Source organism: Bacteroides reticulotermitis JCM 10512 (assembly GCF_000517545.1).
In the GTDB taxonomy this organism is placed as follows: Bacteria; Bacteroidota; Bacteroidia; order Bacteroidales; family Bacteroidaceae; genus Bacteroides; species Bacteroides reticulotermitis.
This window is the reverse complement of the sequence record NZ_BAIV01000006.1, coordinates 114,937-129,536: the sequence shown is the minus strand read 5'-3', so window position 1 is coordinate 129,536 and position 14,600 is coordinate 114,937. Positions and strand designations below refer to the sequence as shown.

At 41.6% G+C, this 14,600-nt stretch carries 10 protein-coding genes and 3 pseudogenes; 8 read left to right on the top strand and 5 right to left on the bottom strand.

Annotation, left to right across the window (positions count from 1 at the left end):
• Positions 1-940: 940 nt before the first annotated feature.
• The 5 genes and pseudogenes from JCM10512_RS05260 to JCM10512_RS05240 form a co-directional block, all read right to left on the bottom strand.
• Positions 941-1,372, bottom strand: a complete 432-nt coding sequence (locus tag JCM10512_RS05260; protein ID WP_044161137.1) for a biotin/lipoyl-containing protein — start codon at positions 1,370-1,372, stop codon at positions 941-943.
• Between the two features lie 23 nt (positions 1,373-1,395).
• Positions 1,396-2,010, bottom strand: a complete 615-nt coding sequence (locus JCM10512_RS05255; protein ID WP_044161236.1) for an OadG family protein — start codon at positions 2,008-2,010, stop codon at positions 1,396-1,398.
• Positions 2,011-2,041: 31 nt separating this feature from the next.
• Positions 2,042-3,595 (bottom strand): acyl-CoA carboxylase subunit beta, encoded by a 1,554-nt coding sequence (locus tag JCM10512_RS05250; RefSeq protein ID WP_044161135.1) that lies wholly within the window; start codon positions 3,593-3,595, stop codon positions 2,042-2,044.
• A 29-nt stretch (positions 3,596-3,624) separates the two neighbouring features.
• Positions 3,625-4,028 (bottom strand): annotated as a pseudogene (gene mce / locus JCM10512_RS05245) (methylmalonyl-CoA epimerase).
• Between the two features lie 296 nt (positions 4,029-4,324).
• A pseudogene (locus JCM10512_RS05240) lies at positions 4,325-5,321 on the bottom strand (GNAT family N-acetyltransferase).
• A 343-nt stretch (positions 5,322-5,664) separates the two neighbouring features.
• Between JCM10512_RS05240 and JCM10512_RS05235 the strand changes: the two are divergent.
• The 8 genes and pseudogenes from JCM10512_RS05235 (at position 5,665) to JCM10512_RS05200 (ending at position 14,512) form a co-directional block, all read left to right on the top strand.
• Positions 5,665-8,856, top strand: coding sequence for a SusC/RagA family TonB-linked outer membrane protein (locus JCM10512_RS05235; protein WP_044161233.1), 3,192 nt, complete (start codon positions 5,665-5,667; stop codon positions 8,854-8,856).
• An 11-nt stretch (positions 8,857-8,867) separates the two neighbouring features.
• Positions 8,868-10,823, top strand: coding sequence for a RagB/SusD family nutrient uptake outer membrane protein (locus JCM10512_RS05230; RefSeq protein WP_044161132.1), 1,956 nt, complete (start codon positions 8,868-8,870; stop codon positions 10,821-10,823).
• Between the two features lie 202 nt (positions 10,824-11,025).
• Positions 11,026-11,568, top strand: coding sequence for a beta-class carbonic anhydrase (locus tag JCM10512_RS05225; RefSeq protein ID WP_044161129.1), 543 nt, complete (start codon positions 11,026-11,028; stop codon positions 11,566-11,568).
• A gap of 177 nt (positions 11,569-11,745) precedes the next feature.
• The gene (locus tag JCM10512_RS05220; protein ID WP_044161126.1) at positions 11,746-12,285 is read left to right on the top strand and encodes a nitroreductase family protein; all 540 of its coding nucleotides are present in this window, start codon (positions 11,746-11,748) and stop codon (positions 12,283-12,285) included.
• Positions 12,285-12,619, top strand: a pseudogene (locus JCM10512_RS05215) (hypothetical protein). The gene JCM10512_RS05220 and the pseudogene JCM10512_RS05215 overlap by 1 nt, the downstream one beginning before the upstream one ends.
• The gene (locus JCM10512_RS05210; RefSeq protein WP_044161123.1) at positions 12,616-13,410 is read left to right on the top strand and encodes a Rossmann-like and DUF2520 domain-containing protein; all 795 of its coding nucleotides are present in this window, start codon (positions 12,616-12,618) and stop codon (positions 13,408-13,410) included. The pseudogene JCM10512_RS05215 and the gene JCM10512_RS05210 overlap by 4 nt, the downstream one beginning before the upstream one ends.
• Positions 13,391-13,912: a KdsC family phosphatase gene (locus JCM10512_RS05205; protein ID WP_044161120.1), complete on the top strand. Its 522-nt coding sequence runs from the start codon at positions 13,391-13,393 to the stop codon at positions 13,910-13,912. The genes JCM10512_RS05210 and JCM10512_RS05205 overlap by 20 nt, the downstream gene beginning before the upstream one ends.
• Before the next feature lie 18 nt (positions 13,913-13,930).
• Positions 13,931-14,512, top strand: coding sequence for a Maf-like protein (locus JCM10512_RS05200; protein WP_044161116.1), 582 nt, complete (start codon positions 13,931-13,933; stop codon positions 14,510-14,512).
• Positions 14,513-14,600 lie beyond the last annotated feature (88 nt).

The following is a 14,600-nucleotide window of genomic DNA, read 5'->3' as shown; positions in this document are numbered from 1 at the left end:
TCAGGTTTATTTCCTTTTATTTCCTGTTCCACATTATGTGCGACGGGCGTTTCACAATATGTGCGACACCTGTTCCACATTATGTGAGTCAGCTGTTCCACAGATGTGGAACAGGAAATGTAATGGCAAAAAATGCCTTTTACTAGTTGATTACTACTATCTGCTGGGAGATTTTTGCCAAGTACATAGCCTCTGGAAATTAGTATTATGTATTGGATAGATCAGTCTGAGAAAAGTAGACGCAATACATCAAACTATCAATCAGGTGTTTATAGCAAAAAGTGACCATGGCTAGACATCTGTTTACATTCCATCACTTGTTTCAATTGCGTGTCTTACCGATTAATTAGTTTGTAGATGAGTCTATTCCCCTAGATTGTATCACTAAAATGCACCTAAAATGAATGAGAGATCCTTCAAAAAACATGAGAGATACCTCCAAAAAGGGGTGAAAATGCGAGAAAATGATGAGAGATACCTCTTTTTGAAAGTATCTCTCATTGTCTAATGTGTTGATTGTTCGATTGTTAATTGAAAAATGATGAGACTATGAGAGATAAAATATTTTTTCTTGTATGTAGGGGGAGGGGGAGTGGATGTCTGGGGAAACAGACTTGCATCTAAATTGATGAAGAAGCCAAACAGCTTCGAGGAGAGAGCAGAAAAGGAATATTAATAAATTGGTAGGGAATCCAGTGACACACTTGTGGGAGTAGTCGGGAAAGTGTAGAGAACATTTATAAGAAACGATGCGAACGTTTATTATAAACATCCGCATCGTTTCTTATAAACGCTTGTATCGTTAGTTAACGAAAACCAAGTGCGTGTAATATCTACCGATAAAAGCCATTACCATATACTCAGAAGCACGATGTTTATCAATCCGGCATAAATCCGGGGAACAAGCTTAATCGTTAGCTGGTAAGTTGGCTCCTATACTTTATTCGATAATTATCAGGTCGGTTCCTTCAAGCACAGAGTCACCTCTGCTTACATTGATAGCAGTCACTTTACCATCCTTATCGGCATTGATATTATTCTCCATTTTCATGGCCTCTAGGATAAGTATAGTCTGTCCTTTCTTTACGCTATCGCCTACGTTGACTTTGATATCGAGAATTACGCCTGGTAGCGGAGACTTAACACCTGATTTGCTTACCGGGGCGGCTGGCTTTACGACTTGTGTGGTCGGTGGAGCAGGCGTAGTAGGTACCGGACGTACAACTGGCTTAACAACTTTCTTAACGGGTTGCTTTTCCAATTCTACGTTGTAGGAGGTACCATTCACTTCTACTTGAGCAATATTATCTTCGATATTTCCGATGGTTACTTTGTATAAGTTACCGTTGATTTTATATTTATATTCTTTCATCGTTTTTACTATTAAGGAGTGAATTACTTTCTGTGAGGAGTTTCACGCAACGTGTAGATTTTAGAACTCCATGGCGAATAGCTGCGTTTTACGCGAGTGATAGTTAGTACTGTTTCTTCTACGTCATGTACTTCCTCTTCTTGCATTTCGTGCAAAGCCATTGCTATCGCTGCATAAACCTCACCTTGTGCTTCTTCCGATGGCTGTTGTACAGCTTCGTACTGTTTGTCAGTATCTACGGCTTTCGACGCATTCGGGTTACTTGTGCGGTTGGCAGGTTTACCAATAATTTTAAAGACAATGAATAGAAGAATCAATCCGACAAATACGATTGCTATTGTCGAAGCGGACATTCCGATACCTGCTTCGGTATATTGCCCGTAATTTTCAACTTTCAGACAACGTCCGGCTGTTTCATCGTTTGTACTTGGAGTAACAGCTGATTCGGAGCTGCTATATGAAGAAATGTTGAATGTTTCAATCCATGTACTGTGAAGCCCGTCGTCTTGGAGGTTGCTCTTGGTATCCATTTGCACTTCGTTCAACGCCAGCTTATTGCTTGAGTTTCCTTCTTGGAAGAAAGACAAACCAAGCATCAGTAACAAAGAAAAGAATATTCCGATTTTGGTTTTGTTCATAATCATTCTTGTTTTAATAAATTAAGTTCGATTACAATGGAATATTACCATGCTTCTTTGCTGGGTTTATCAGTTTTTTAGTCTGCAATTGTTGCAAAGCGCGGATAACACGGAAACGAGTATTACGCGGTTCGATAACGTCGTCGATATAACCGTATTTGGCTGCATTATAAGGATTAGCAAATAATTTGGTGTATTCCGCTTCTTTTTCTGCCAGGAACTGAACCGGATTCTCTTGCTCTTTGGCTTCTCTCGCATACAATACCTCTACGGCTCCTGCACCACCCATTACCGCAATTTCGGCTGTAGGCCATGCATAGTTCATATCACCACGAAGTTGTTTACAACTCATCACAATGTGTGAACCACCGTACGATTTGCGTAAAGTTACCGTTACTTTAGGTACCGTAGCTTCTCCATAAGCATAAAGCAGTTTGGCACCATGCAGAATTACTCCGTTGTATTCCTGTCCCGTACCCGGTAAGAAACCCGGAACGTCTACCAACGATACGAGTGGAATATTGAATGCGTCGCAGAAGCGAACGAAACGTGCGGCTTTACGCGAAGCATTGCTATCAAGTACACCGGCTAAATATTGTGGTTGATTGGCAACAATACCTACTGATTGTCCGTTGAAGCGGGCAAAACCGATAATGATATTCTTTGCATAATCTTTTTGAATTTCAAGGAATTCGCCATTGTCTACAATTGCACCTATTACTTCGTACATATTGTATGGCTTGTTAGGACTGTCGGGGATGATTTCATTTAATGAGTCTTCCAGACGGTCGATTGGATCGGTACAATCTAGATAAGGGGGTTCTTCTAAGTTATTTTGAGGAATAAAGCCTAATAGTTTGCGAATCAATGCAAGGCCTTCTTCTTCGGTAGTAGCTGTAAAATGAGTCACGCCCGATTTGGTTGAGTGTACACTGGCACCTCCCAGATTTTCCTGACTAACATCTTCACCTGTCACAGTCTTCACTACTTTCGGTCCGGTAAGGAACATATAAGAAGTACCTTCCATCATTAAGGTAAAGTCGGTTAGGGCAGGAGAGTATACCGCACCTCCGGCACATGGGCCAAAGATCCCTGAAATCTGAGGAATAACTCCTGAAGCCAGAATGTTTCTTTGGAAGATTTCGGCATATCCTGCAAGTGCATTGATACCTTCCTGGATACGTGCGCCACCCGAGTCATTGATACCGATACAAGGAGCACCCATTTTCATGGCTTGATCCATGACTTTACAGATTTTCAGCGACATGGTTTCTGAGAGAGAACCTGCTGAAACAGTAAAGTCTTGTGCGAAGATGTATATCAAACGACCTTCAATTGTTCCACAGCCGGTTACTACACCATCACCCGGGTAGTGTTTTTTCTCCATGCCGAAGTTAGTACATCTATGTTCTACGAACATATCCATTTCTTCGAAGCTTCCTTCATCCAATAGCATAGCTATCCGTTCGCGAGCCGTATATTTACCTTTCTCGTGTTGTTTCGCAATTGCTTTATCGCCGCCGCCAATACGTGCAATGGCGCGACGCTCAATAAGCTCTTTAATTTTTTCAAGTTGATTACTCATAACTTCTTATTGTTTGGTAGTTTTAAAGATTAGTGTTCACAGAGTTCGGTCAGTACACCTAAGGTAGACTTGGGTGAAGGAAAGCTATCTGTAATCCTTCGGCGCCTTTACGGGGGCTCTTGTCAATCAGACGAATTTCTTTACTCTCAGCTTCTGCCAATGCATTGGCTACGCCATCTTCTACGGCAAACGCAACGTGGTGAACACCTACTCCTTTGTTTTCTATAAATTTAGCGATTGTACTTTCGGGGCAAGTTGGTTCCAGAAGTTCAATTTTAGTGTCGCCTACTTTCAAAAAGGCGGTTCGTACCTTCTGGTCTTCCACAGTCTCGATGTTGTAGCATTTCAAACCTAATACATTCTCATAATACGGAAGGGCTTCTTCGATGCTTTTTACAGCGATACCTAGATGCTCGATGTGTGAAATCTTCATAATTATCTTTTTTAATTTGAGTTTAAACATGTGCCTGCATAGCATAAAACAGCACAAAGGAAATCAATTCTTGCTTAATAAAGAAATATTTATGCAATTAATTTAAGCTGCTGGATGGACAAAGAAAATGGTGTGTTCGGTCTGATTCCCTTGAGAGAAGCGTAAGCGGTGTTATATCCTCTTTCTTGAGTATGGAGATTAATCTTTAAGTTTCTGATTATATCTCGGTTATGAGAAAGAATGGGGTGATAAACGGCGATGAAAAGTATTCGAATAGAGTTGTCTAAATACTCTTTTTAGACATAGAATTTTATCATTAATTTATTGAGCCATGACCAGCTGATTCGGAACCACCGGCGAGTACTGCTTTGTTTGCCGCCAAAGCGGAGAACGAAGTCACGATAACCATGTTTTCTAAATGGTAGTCCCACATCCATGAACTCCATGTGGCGGTATCCTCGCTCGTGAGCATCATTTAAAGCTTTCCATACAGCTAGGATCCCAGGGTATTGCAGGGCATATGTTTTTCGCATTCCTCCGGAAAACCATAAAAAGGCATTGTCGTCTGAGTATATACAAACAGATCCTCCTATGATTTTCTCCTTGTATCTCACAACGAATATTTTTCCGTGGCTACCTTTTATCAACCATTTATCCATGTGATTGAAAAAGTTGTTGTTCGGGAAATACCTGCGTATGCGAGAAGAATATACTTTATGCAGCATTTTCGAAAAGGCTTTAATATCCTCAGGGGAGTTAGTCTCTTCTACTTTGGCTCCATTCTTTAGCCCTTTTTTATTTGTCGGAGAGAGACGGACTGAAACGAGCTTCCGCACTTTTCGAACTATGCAGTGAGTTGCGTACTCGAAGCCAGTTTACCGGAAAGAATTGGTTCGCACGAAAAAAACGATACCCGAACATGGCATTATCTAAGTTACGGAATTCAATCAGTACACATTTACGCGCTGCTTCTTGAGTCAGGCTTTTCAGAATCTCACCAAACACCTCTTCTTCCTTTTCTTTATCGTTGGCAAGGCTCTCGTCCAGAAATTCGCCGGAACCATACACTATGCATTGGCGGACTAGAAAAGCGGGTAGCCATCTTTTTGATTTGCGGATAGCAGCCAATAACCTTGCTACTGGGCGATCCTTGTCGAATGCTACAATAAGAACAGGTGTATATCCCGGTGTCGCTTCATAGATATGAAACAACTCTTTGGAGTGGAATGTGTTTTTCCCAGGTAACTCTGGAATATCTTCTCCGCGATAATATGTAGTCAGTTTAAGTGGCATAGAATGGCAAATTTACATTTATTTTCTAATATTCAGCAAAATACAAAGAAATTAATAACTTATTGGGTCATAAAACAATTCTCATGCTTACTTTTAAGTGTTTGATTTCTACTCCTTTTCCGCGTATTAGATTGTTGATTGGCCTATATTCTGACCGTAGAAACGATCTCCTCTTCCCCCTCCAGAACGCACTTTAGCCATTGTGACGCTCTCTTTTTTATTGGCTTCTGAGTACAACGTTGGGGGTGGCTCGTCTTAATATTGGATAAGTGATTTATACAGTGATGCGAGGCTTCGCAAAAGATGTATAATATATACTAATATTAACTTTAAATTGAAACGAATGAAAGATTATGCTTTTATTGAAGCATGGCAAACGTATTCCAGACGTGCGGCCATGATCTTAGGGCTTTCTTTATTATCAGCGCCACTGCTATCTGTTTATGCGGAAAAAGGTGTGGATAATATTGCTCCACAAGCCATTACACAAACAAAAAATGTAAAAGGAACAATTATTGATGAAAATGGTATTCCTTTGATTGGAGTTTCCATTCTAGTGAAAGGAACTACTACCGGTACGATTACTGACTTTGACGGTAAGTTCTCGGTTGATCTCCCTGCGGGAAAAAAAGAACTCGTTATCTCTTATATCGGGTACAAAGACGAAACTGTAACTGTCAGTGGAAATGCGCCCTTGAATATCAAGATGACTCCGGACACAAAAACACTGGATGAGGTAGTTGTGATTGGGTATGGTACTGTGAAGAAGCGTGACCTTACCGGTGCCGTTGCTTCTGTAAAAGCAGAAGATATTACGAGAAATCCGGGAGCTAATCCGATGGATGCTTTGCAAGGTAAAGTTGCGGGTTTGGATATTACGAAATCTTCAGGGCAGGCAGGTGCTTCGCCAACTATACAACTTCGTGGTACTCGTTCATTGCAGGTTGATAAAGATGGAAATATATCTTCCAGCTCCTTTAATCCGACTTACATCATTGACGGAATGCCGGGTGATATTTCAACACTGAACCCCAACGATATTGAGTCTATCGAGGTTTTGAAAGATGCCTCTTCGACAGCAATATACGGGTCGAGTGGTGCGAATGGTGTTATTATTGTAACTACCAAAGGATCAAAAGCCGGTAAACCGGTCATAAACTTTAATACCTATGCCGGAACTTCTTTAGGAGCAAAGAAGCCCAAGATGCGTTCGGGAGATTCTTATATCCAATACGTGACCGATTCCTATAAATTAGTAGGTACTACTAATCTGGAGGAAATATTCGGCGAGCGCTATGATGCGATTCAAAATAACCAATGGGTCGATTGGGCGGATGAGGTATTACATTCCGGTTTGAAGCAAAACTATAGCCTTTCTGTTACCGGTGGTACTGAGAAAACAAAAGCCTACTTCTCTCTGAACTACAGCGATGAGAAAAGTATGTATAAGAACGATAATTATAAAGTATACTCAACACGTGTTCGCGTAGATCAGGAAATTAATAAATGGATCAATGCCGGTATTAATGTGCAGGCTTCTTTTACAAACAAGAACTCACGTAGTGGTGTGTTGGAAACCGCTCTATTTGCTACTCCGTTGGGGCGTGCTTATGGAGATGACGGTACAATCAATGATTTCCCGATAGCAGGTTCATCGGCGGATCCGAGTCCGTTGGCTGACGAACAAGATGGGGTCTTTAAAAACAGCACAAAGGCTGGGAAAGCTTATGTCGATACATACATTGAGTGGAAACCGATGAAAACCTTGTCGTTTAGAACACAACTGGGTGGTAGCTATTCAAATTCCCGTTCGGGTAAATTTATGGGAGAAGGCTCTTATAATGTTTTGAAAGGAAGTACGACTCCATACGGTTCGGTTAATAACGGAACAGGTTATAATTATAAGTGGGAAAACATTATCACGTACCATGAAACGTTTAACGAGGTTCACGACCTGACTGTAACAGGGGTAACTTCTTATAATTACAATCAGAGCGAAGAATATTATATTTATGGAGAGAATCCTGCGACTAATGATATGTCGTGGTATGCTTTGCAAAATGCGAACAACAAGAGTCTGAGCAGTAAATACCTTATGTCGAAGGGAATGGGATTGATTGGACGTATCAACTATTCTTATAAAGGAAAATACTTATTCTCGGCATCAGGACGTTATGACGGAAGTTCACGTTTGGCTAAAGGTAAGCAATGGAATATTTTCCCTGCTGTATCCGGAGGATGGAGAATTTCGGATGAAGCTTTCATGGAAGGAACTAGAAATTGGTTGGATAATCTGAAGATACGTGTAGGTTATGGAGTTGCCGGAACCAATGCCGGTATCAGCGAATACACTTCTATGGCTTCTATGGAAAACGTAACAACCTCTTTGGGTGGGCAGACTGTACCATCGGCTAAATTTACGGAATATATAACCAATCGCAATCTGACATGGGAGAAAACACATGATTGGAACCTTGGTATTGACGCCAGCTTCCTAAATGGCCGGATCGATATGACCTTGGACCTGTATAAAACAAATACGAAAGGCGTAATTATCGCACAGTCTCTTCCGTCTTCCATTATGGGAAATTATAGCGGAACGACTCCTTATAAAATGAATAAGAATGCTGCCGGAACAGAGAACCGTGGTATTGAGCTTGGCATAAACTCGCGTAACATTGTGAAGAAAGACTTCACTTGGAATTCTACTGTGACATTTACGGCGAACAAGGAGAAAATTAAAACGTTGATCGACGGACAAGATATGGCTTTTAGCGCACAAAAGGGAGATATGGTATTCAAAGTTGGCGAGGCTGTAGGTTCTTATTACAAATACAAAGTACTTGGTGTTTGGCAATATAGTGAAAGAGAAAACGCTGCTTTGTTCGGTTGTGAACCAGGTGATATCAAGTTAGATCTGCCGAGTGTTAAACAAGACGGAGCCGGATATTACTATACCAATCCTGATGGGGAACGCGTAGATATCAATGCTGAGAATCCGTATAAGGTACGTGCAGACTATGACCGTCAGGTGATTGGACATACTACTCCGGACTGGACTATGGGCTTCAAGAATGATTTCAAATACAAAAACTTTGATCTGTCTGTATTCTTCTACGCACGTTGGGGACAAATGATGAATTATGGGAAGGTGATCGGAAAATACTCACCAAATCCGGATTATAACATTCCTACGTACTTTACTTATTATGATAAGACGATTGAGGCTGATCAGAATGTATTGTTCTATGCCATCGACCAATCCAAAGATAGAAGTGCTTATGAGGGATATGATTCTATGCACTATGTAGACGGCTCTTTCTTTAAACTTAAAAATCTGACATTGGGTTACACATTACCCGACAATCTGGTTAAACGTTTGGGTATAGGCAATTTGAGAGTTTATGCAACAATGACCAATCTATTCACTTACTCGCCCAATAAGTATGTGAAGAACTATGATCCGGAAATGAATGGTAGTATCGACTTCCCATTATCACGTGATTTTGTATTTGGTCTTAATTTAACTTTCTAAATAACAACGACATGAAAAAAATATATACTTTAGTTTTGTTTTTTGCTGGCGTTCTTTCATTGGGGTCTTGCGATCTTGATGAATTTAACCCCAACAATTCAGGTCAGCTTTCCGACGGTTCTTATACCTTGGAAACGTATAAATCATTTGTTAACTCTTGCTATACAGCGCTGATTAACAATCTCTACCAGAGTAGTGACTACCTGGTTTGTACCGAAGCCGGTACGGATATTTGGGAAGAGCCTAAGTCCGGTTCCAGTTATCAGCGTTACCATAGTTACAACAGCATGAAGACCGATGATAGCTATTATTATAAGGTATGGCAGTACTCCTATTTGTGCATCAATAGCTGTAACATCGTAGTAGATGGTGCGACGAATGTAACAGGTGGCGAGGAAGAAATCAGAGAATGTGTGGCACAAGCCAGATGCTTGCGTGCTTATTACTATATGAACCTTGTTGAGCAGTTCGGAAATGTATCTTTGCAGTTGAAAGCTGCTGATAGCGATAATATCTCTTTCAGTGCCGAGCGTTCTACGGTACCTGAGATCTATGCCGCTATTATTGAAGATTTGAAATTTGCCGTTCAATACTTGCCGGTAAGCTTCAGCGATTATTATAGCCGTGTGACGAAGAAGTCGGCTATGGGATTGTTGGCTCGTGCGTATATTAACGGAGCTGGATATGAATTGGTAGATACCGATGGCAAAAGTTATTTGGAAAAAGCTTATGACACAGCTACATCGATGATTCAGAATCAGGCAACTTATGGATGGGAGATGTATTCCGCGTTTGCCGATGTCTTTAATGAAAACAACAACCGTAACAATAAGGAAGCCTTATTTATCGCTGCCGGTGCGGAGAGAAACTCGGACGCTTACACAAATGGTAATTATTCCCAGAGTGAAATGTTCCGTCACTTCTTGCCTGCATTGGGTACGTACACTGACTTAGGTTTGGTTGATAAAACGTCCAACTTCGTATACGGTCGTCCTAACAGTACCATATTTTTGCCATCTAAATACCTGATGGACTGCTTTGCGGATGATATGAATGACAGCCGTTATCGCTACTCCTTTATCTCTGCTTACTCTTCATATTCTATTCCTGCTTGGGGAGCAACCTATGAGTACGGAGGAACTGCATGTGCGAAAGAAATTACCACTAAACTAAGTGATAAGTTTGGTATTCCTGCTTCGAATATCGGAAAGACAGTTTATCCTCACTTCAACTTGGAGTCCAACAACACGGCCGATGCTAACTATTGTCAGTTGGCTATTTGGAATGCCAACGGAACCGCTAAAACTACGCAGGACAAAACCGAAGGTAACATTCTGCATCCAGCTATACCGCTTAGTCCCTCGGAAGCTCATCAGTACGCTATTTACTGTTCTTTGAAGACCTTGACCGATGCGGAAAAAGCACAATACCCCGGCTTGGTACTCAACGTATCTGAACTTTACGACGAGAATGGTACGGCGAGAGCGGTATATGACAAGCCTGCGGCTAACAGTGCTTTGTGGTTGTCTATCTATCCGGCCCTGTCTAAATTCAATATGCCGGGCAATAAGTATGTAGGTAGAGACGCGCAACGTAAAACGCTTGATGTAATGGTGATGCGTATGGCGGAAGTTTACTTGATTGCTGCCGAAGCCTCTGTGCGTTTAAATAAAGGTGATGCTTATAAATACCTGAACGAACTTCGTACACGTTCGGGCGCATATAGCGTTAGCCAGTCGGATGTTGATTTGGATTTTGTATTTGATGAATATGCACGTGAACTTTGCGGTGAATGTGGACGTTGGTATTTGCTGAAACGTAATCATGCTTTCGAAACTCGTTTGGCTGATTACAATAAGCGTGCTGCCACTACATTCAAGAAAGAATATTACTTGCGTCCTATTCCGACCAAGTATCTGGAAACGATTAATAACCCTGCAGAGTTCGGACAGAACCCAGGATATTAATAAATAATTATTATACTCTTCAAAGGAAAGGGGGTAAAGTTGATCTTTGCTCCCTTTTTCTGTTTGTATGCGTAGTCGTTCTAGTCTTTTCTTTATAATAAATAACTTCCGAAACGTAGATGTGAAAAACAAAAGAGCTTTTCTTGTGTTAGATACCATGTTTTATTTACTTTTGTGCATTACCAACCTTAAGAGATAAGTCATGTTAGAAAAGATATTAGCTTATAATAAGCAGTTCGTTGAAAATAAAGGATATAAGGAGTATATAACGACCAAGTTCCCGGATAAAAAGATTGCCATCATCTCTTGCATGGATACCCGTCTGACCGCTTTACTACCCGCTGCCCTGGGATTAAAGAACGGAGATGCCAAGATGATTAAGAATGCCGGAGGTATTATTTCGCATCCCTTCGGAAGTGTTATTCGCAGTCTGCTTGTTGCCGTATTCCAGTTAGGAGTCGAAGAGATTATGGTCATTGCCCACTCCGATTGCGGAGCCTGTCACATGCATAGTGAAGATATGATTGAGAAGATGATAGCTCGCGGAATCACACCCGAAACCATCGATATGATTCGTTTTTGTGGAATCGACTTCCATGCTTGGCTGGATGGTTTTGAAGATACTGAAAAGACGGTAAAGGCAACAGTCAATTCCATTGTCACGCACCCTCTGATTCCAAATGACGTGAAAGTATATGGCTTTATCATTGATTCTTTGACAGGAGAATTGACCCGAATCGTGTAGCGTTACTACCTGTTACGCTCCTTAGTTATAGGAACAAAGAACAAATGTAAACTACGTTTTACTGTGCGGAGTGATAAATACTTTGCTCATTTTTGTATGTGGAAAATATGTCTTTGCTCTGTTTTATCAGGGAATTCCCTATCTTTGCAAATACTAATTACGAACCGTAAGTGAATTATGAAAGATTTTAGCGAACTAATCAAGAATCGCCGCAGCATGCGGAAGTTTACCGAAGAAGAGTTAACACAAGATCAGGTAGTCACATTGATGAAAGCGGCTTTAATGTCGCCCACATCCAAACGTACAAATAGTTGGCAGTTTGTCGTAGTAGACGATAAAGAGACCTTGAAAACACTCTCACACTGCAAAGAACACAGTGCTACATTCATTGCTGACGCAGCTTTAGCCATTGTCGTAACAGCCGATCCGTTGGCGAGCGATGTGTGGATTGAAGATACTTCAATAGCCTCCATTATGATACAGTTGCAAGCCGAAGATTTAGGTTTGGGCAGTTGCTGGGTACAAGTACGCGAACGTTTTACAGCTAACGGTATGCCGGCTGACGAATTTGTGCGTGGCGTTCTCGATATCCCTTTGCAGTTGCAGGTACTTTCGGTCATTGCCATCGGGCATAAAGCTATGGAACGCAAACCTTTTGATGAAGAGCATTTGCAGTGGGAGAAAATACATCTCAATAAATTTGGAGGTAAAGAGTAATGGCGGCTGTAAAATCGAACAATAAAAAAGATACGTATCGGGCTACCGCTGTCGCCTTTATGATCATTGGCGCACTGTTCCTGATCGATAAATTAATCCTTTCGCATCCATCGGATTGCCTTGGGTTATGGATAAAGACAACCTGTTGCTATATGCCTCCATCTGTTTCCTTATATTTAAGAATGACAAATCCGTGGGTTTTGTCTTGTTAGGACTTTGGTTGGTTATGAATATCGGAATGGTCATTTCCTTATTGGGTACTCTTTCCGGCTATTTACTTCCATTGGTATTACTGATTATAGGAGTAGCCTTATTCTGGGCGTCGAAACGATGAAGCGAAGTATAGAAGATACATCCATTGTGTTTGTCGGTGCCGGCAACCTCGCCACAAATCTGGCGAAGGCTTTGTATCGAAAAGGTTTTCGTATCATGCAGGTTTATAGCCGTACGGAAGAATCCGCCCGTGCATTGGCCGAAACCATAGAAGCCACCTACACCACAGACTTACAACAGCTTGCGGATAATGCCCAACTGTATATCGTCTCGCTGAAAGATACCGCTTTTGTCGAGCTACTTCCACAGATTACCAGCCGAAAGGCGGATGCCTTATTTGTACATACGGCAGGAAGTATTCCCATGAATCTTTGGGAAGGATATGCGAAACGTTACGGTGTTTTTTATCCAATGCAGACTTTCAGCAAACAACGGGAAGTGAGTTTTCGAGAGATTCCGTTTTTCATTGAAGCAGCTTCGGCAGAAGATACGGAAATGTTGAAGACAATCGCCGCAACTCTTTCCGATAAGGTCTATGAAGCAACCTCCGAACAACGGAAAAGCTTGCATCTGGCGGCGGTCTTTACCTGCAACTTTACCAATCATATGTATGCGTTGGCGGCTGATTTGTTGGAGAAATACAACCTACCGTTTGACGCCATGCTTCCTTTGATTGATGAAACAGCCCGTAAAGTGCACGAATTATCTCCTCGTGATGCGCAAACCGGTCCGGCTATGCGCTATGACGAGAATGTGATTCGCAAACATCTTGCGATGCTGGATGATGATCCGGCCGTGCAAGATATTTATAAACTAATAAGTAAAAGTATTCATGAGCACCATCAATTATGATTTATCCCGTATCAAAGCGCTAGCTTTCGATGTGGACGGCGTACTGAGTTCGACAACCATACCACTCCATCCTTCGGGAGAGCCGATGCGTACCGTCAACATCAAAGATGGCTATGCCATTCAGTTGGCTGTTAAGCAAGGAATCCGTATTGCTATCATTACCGGTGGACGGACAGAAGCTGTGCGTCTTCGTTTTGCCGGTCTGGGTGTTACAGATCTTTATATGGGTTCTGCCGTTAAGATACACGACTATCGGGAGTTTCGCGATAAATACGGATTAGTTGATGAAGAAATTCTCTATATGGGTGATGATATTCCGGACATCGAAGTGATGAAGGAGTGTGGTCTGCCCTGTTGTCCCAAAGATGCTGCGGCAGAAGTTAAAGCTGTTTCCAAGTATATCTCTCATGTTGAAGGAGGATATGGATGCGGTCGTGACGTTGTGGAGCAAGTATTGAAGGCACAAAGTAAATGGATGGCGGAAGATGCCTTCGGATGGTAATCAACAAATAGATATAACATGCTTAATAATCTAAAGAAATTTAAGATCATACTGGCTTCTAACTCACCTCGCCGGAAAGAACTCATGTCCGGTCTGGGAATTGACTATATTATCAGAACTTTACCCGATGTAGATGAAACCTATCCTGATACGTTGGTCGGAGCTGAAATACCCGAATTTATAGCCCGTGAGAAAGCGGATGCTTATAGACAAATCATGGAACCAGGCGAATTGCTTATTACAGCCGACACCATTGTTTGGCTGGATGGAACCGTGTTAGGTAAGCCGAAAGATCGGCAAGAAGCAATCGAAATGCTTCAGCAACTTTCCGGAAAGCTACATCAAGTATTTACGGGAGTCTGTCTGACTACGACGGAATGGCAGAAGAGCTTTACAGCTACCTCTGATGTACTGTTTGCCGAATTGACCGATGACGAGATCGAATACTATGTCGACCGCTATAAACCGATGGATAAAGCGGGTGCTTACGGTGTGCAGGAATGGATTGGATACGTTGGTGTAAATTCAATATCCGGTAGCTTCTATAACATTATGGGGTTGCCAATACAAAGACTATATACGGAACTCAAACGTTTATAGGCTGTTAGCTTCTAATTAATATATACTTCCTTTGGCACAAAGTACGGTATTCCTAGTTTAATTTGCTACGTTTGTGCAATCTATAGAA

What these genes read in the sequence shown, in the direction of transcription:
- JCM10512_RS05260 (WP_044161137.1), bottom strand. Translation starts at nt 1,372, where the DNA reads ATGAAAGAATATAAATATAAAATCAACGGTAACTTATACAAAGTAACC.
- JCM10512_RS05255 (WP_044161236.1), bottom strand. Translation starts at nt 2,010, where the DNA reads ATGAACAAAACCAAAATCGGAATATTCTTTTCTTTGTTACTGATGCTT.
- JCM10512_RS05250 (WP_044161135.1), bottom strand. Translation starts at nt 3,595, where the DNA reads ATGAGTAATCAACTTGAAAAAATTAAAGAGCTTATTGAGCGTCGCGCC.
- JCM10512_RS05235 (WP_044161233.1), top strand. Translation starts at nt 5,665, where the DNA reads ATGAAAGATTATGCTTTTATTGAAGCATGGCAAACGTATTCCAGACGT.
- JCM10512_RS05230 (WP_044161132.1), top strand. Translation starts at nt 8,868, where the DNA reads ATGAAAAAAATATATACTTTAGTTTTGTTTTTTGCTGGCGTTCTTTCA.
- JCM10512_RS05225 (WP_044161129.1), top strand. Translation starts at nt 11,026, where the DNA reads ATGTTAGAAAAGATATTAGCTTATAATAAGCAGTTCGTTGAAAATAAA.
- JCM10512_RS05220 (WP_044161126.1), top strand. Translation starts at nt 11,746, where the DNA reads ATGAAAGATTTTAGCGAACTAATCAAGAATCGCCGCAGCATGCGGAAG.
- JCM10512_RS05210 (WP_044161123.1), top strand. Translation starts at nt 12,616, where the DNA reads ATGAAGCGAAGTATAGAAGATACATCCATTGTGTTTGTCGGTGCCGGC.
- JCM10512_RS05205 (WP_044161120.1), top strand. Translation starts at nt 13,391, where the DNA reads ATGAGCACCATCAATTATGATTTATCCCGTATCAAAGCGCTAGCTTTC.
- JCM10512_RS05200 (WP_044161116.1), top strand. Translation starts at nt 13,931, where the DNA reads ATGCTTAATAATCTAAAGAAATTTAAGATCATACTGGCTTCTAACTCA.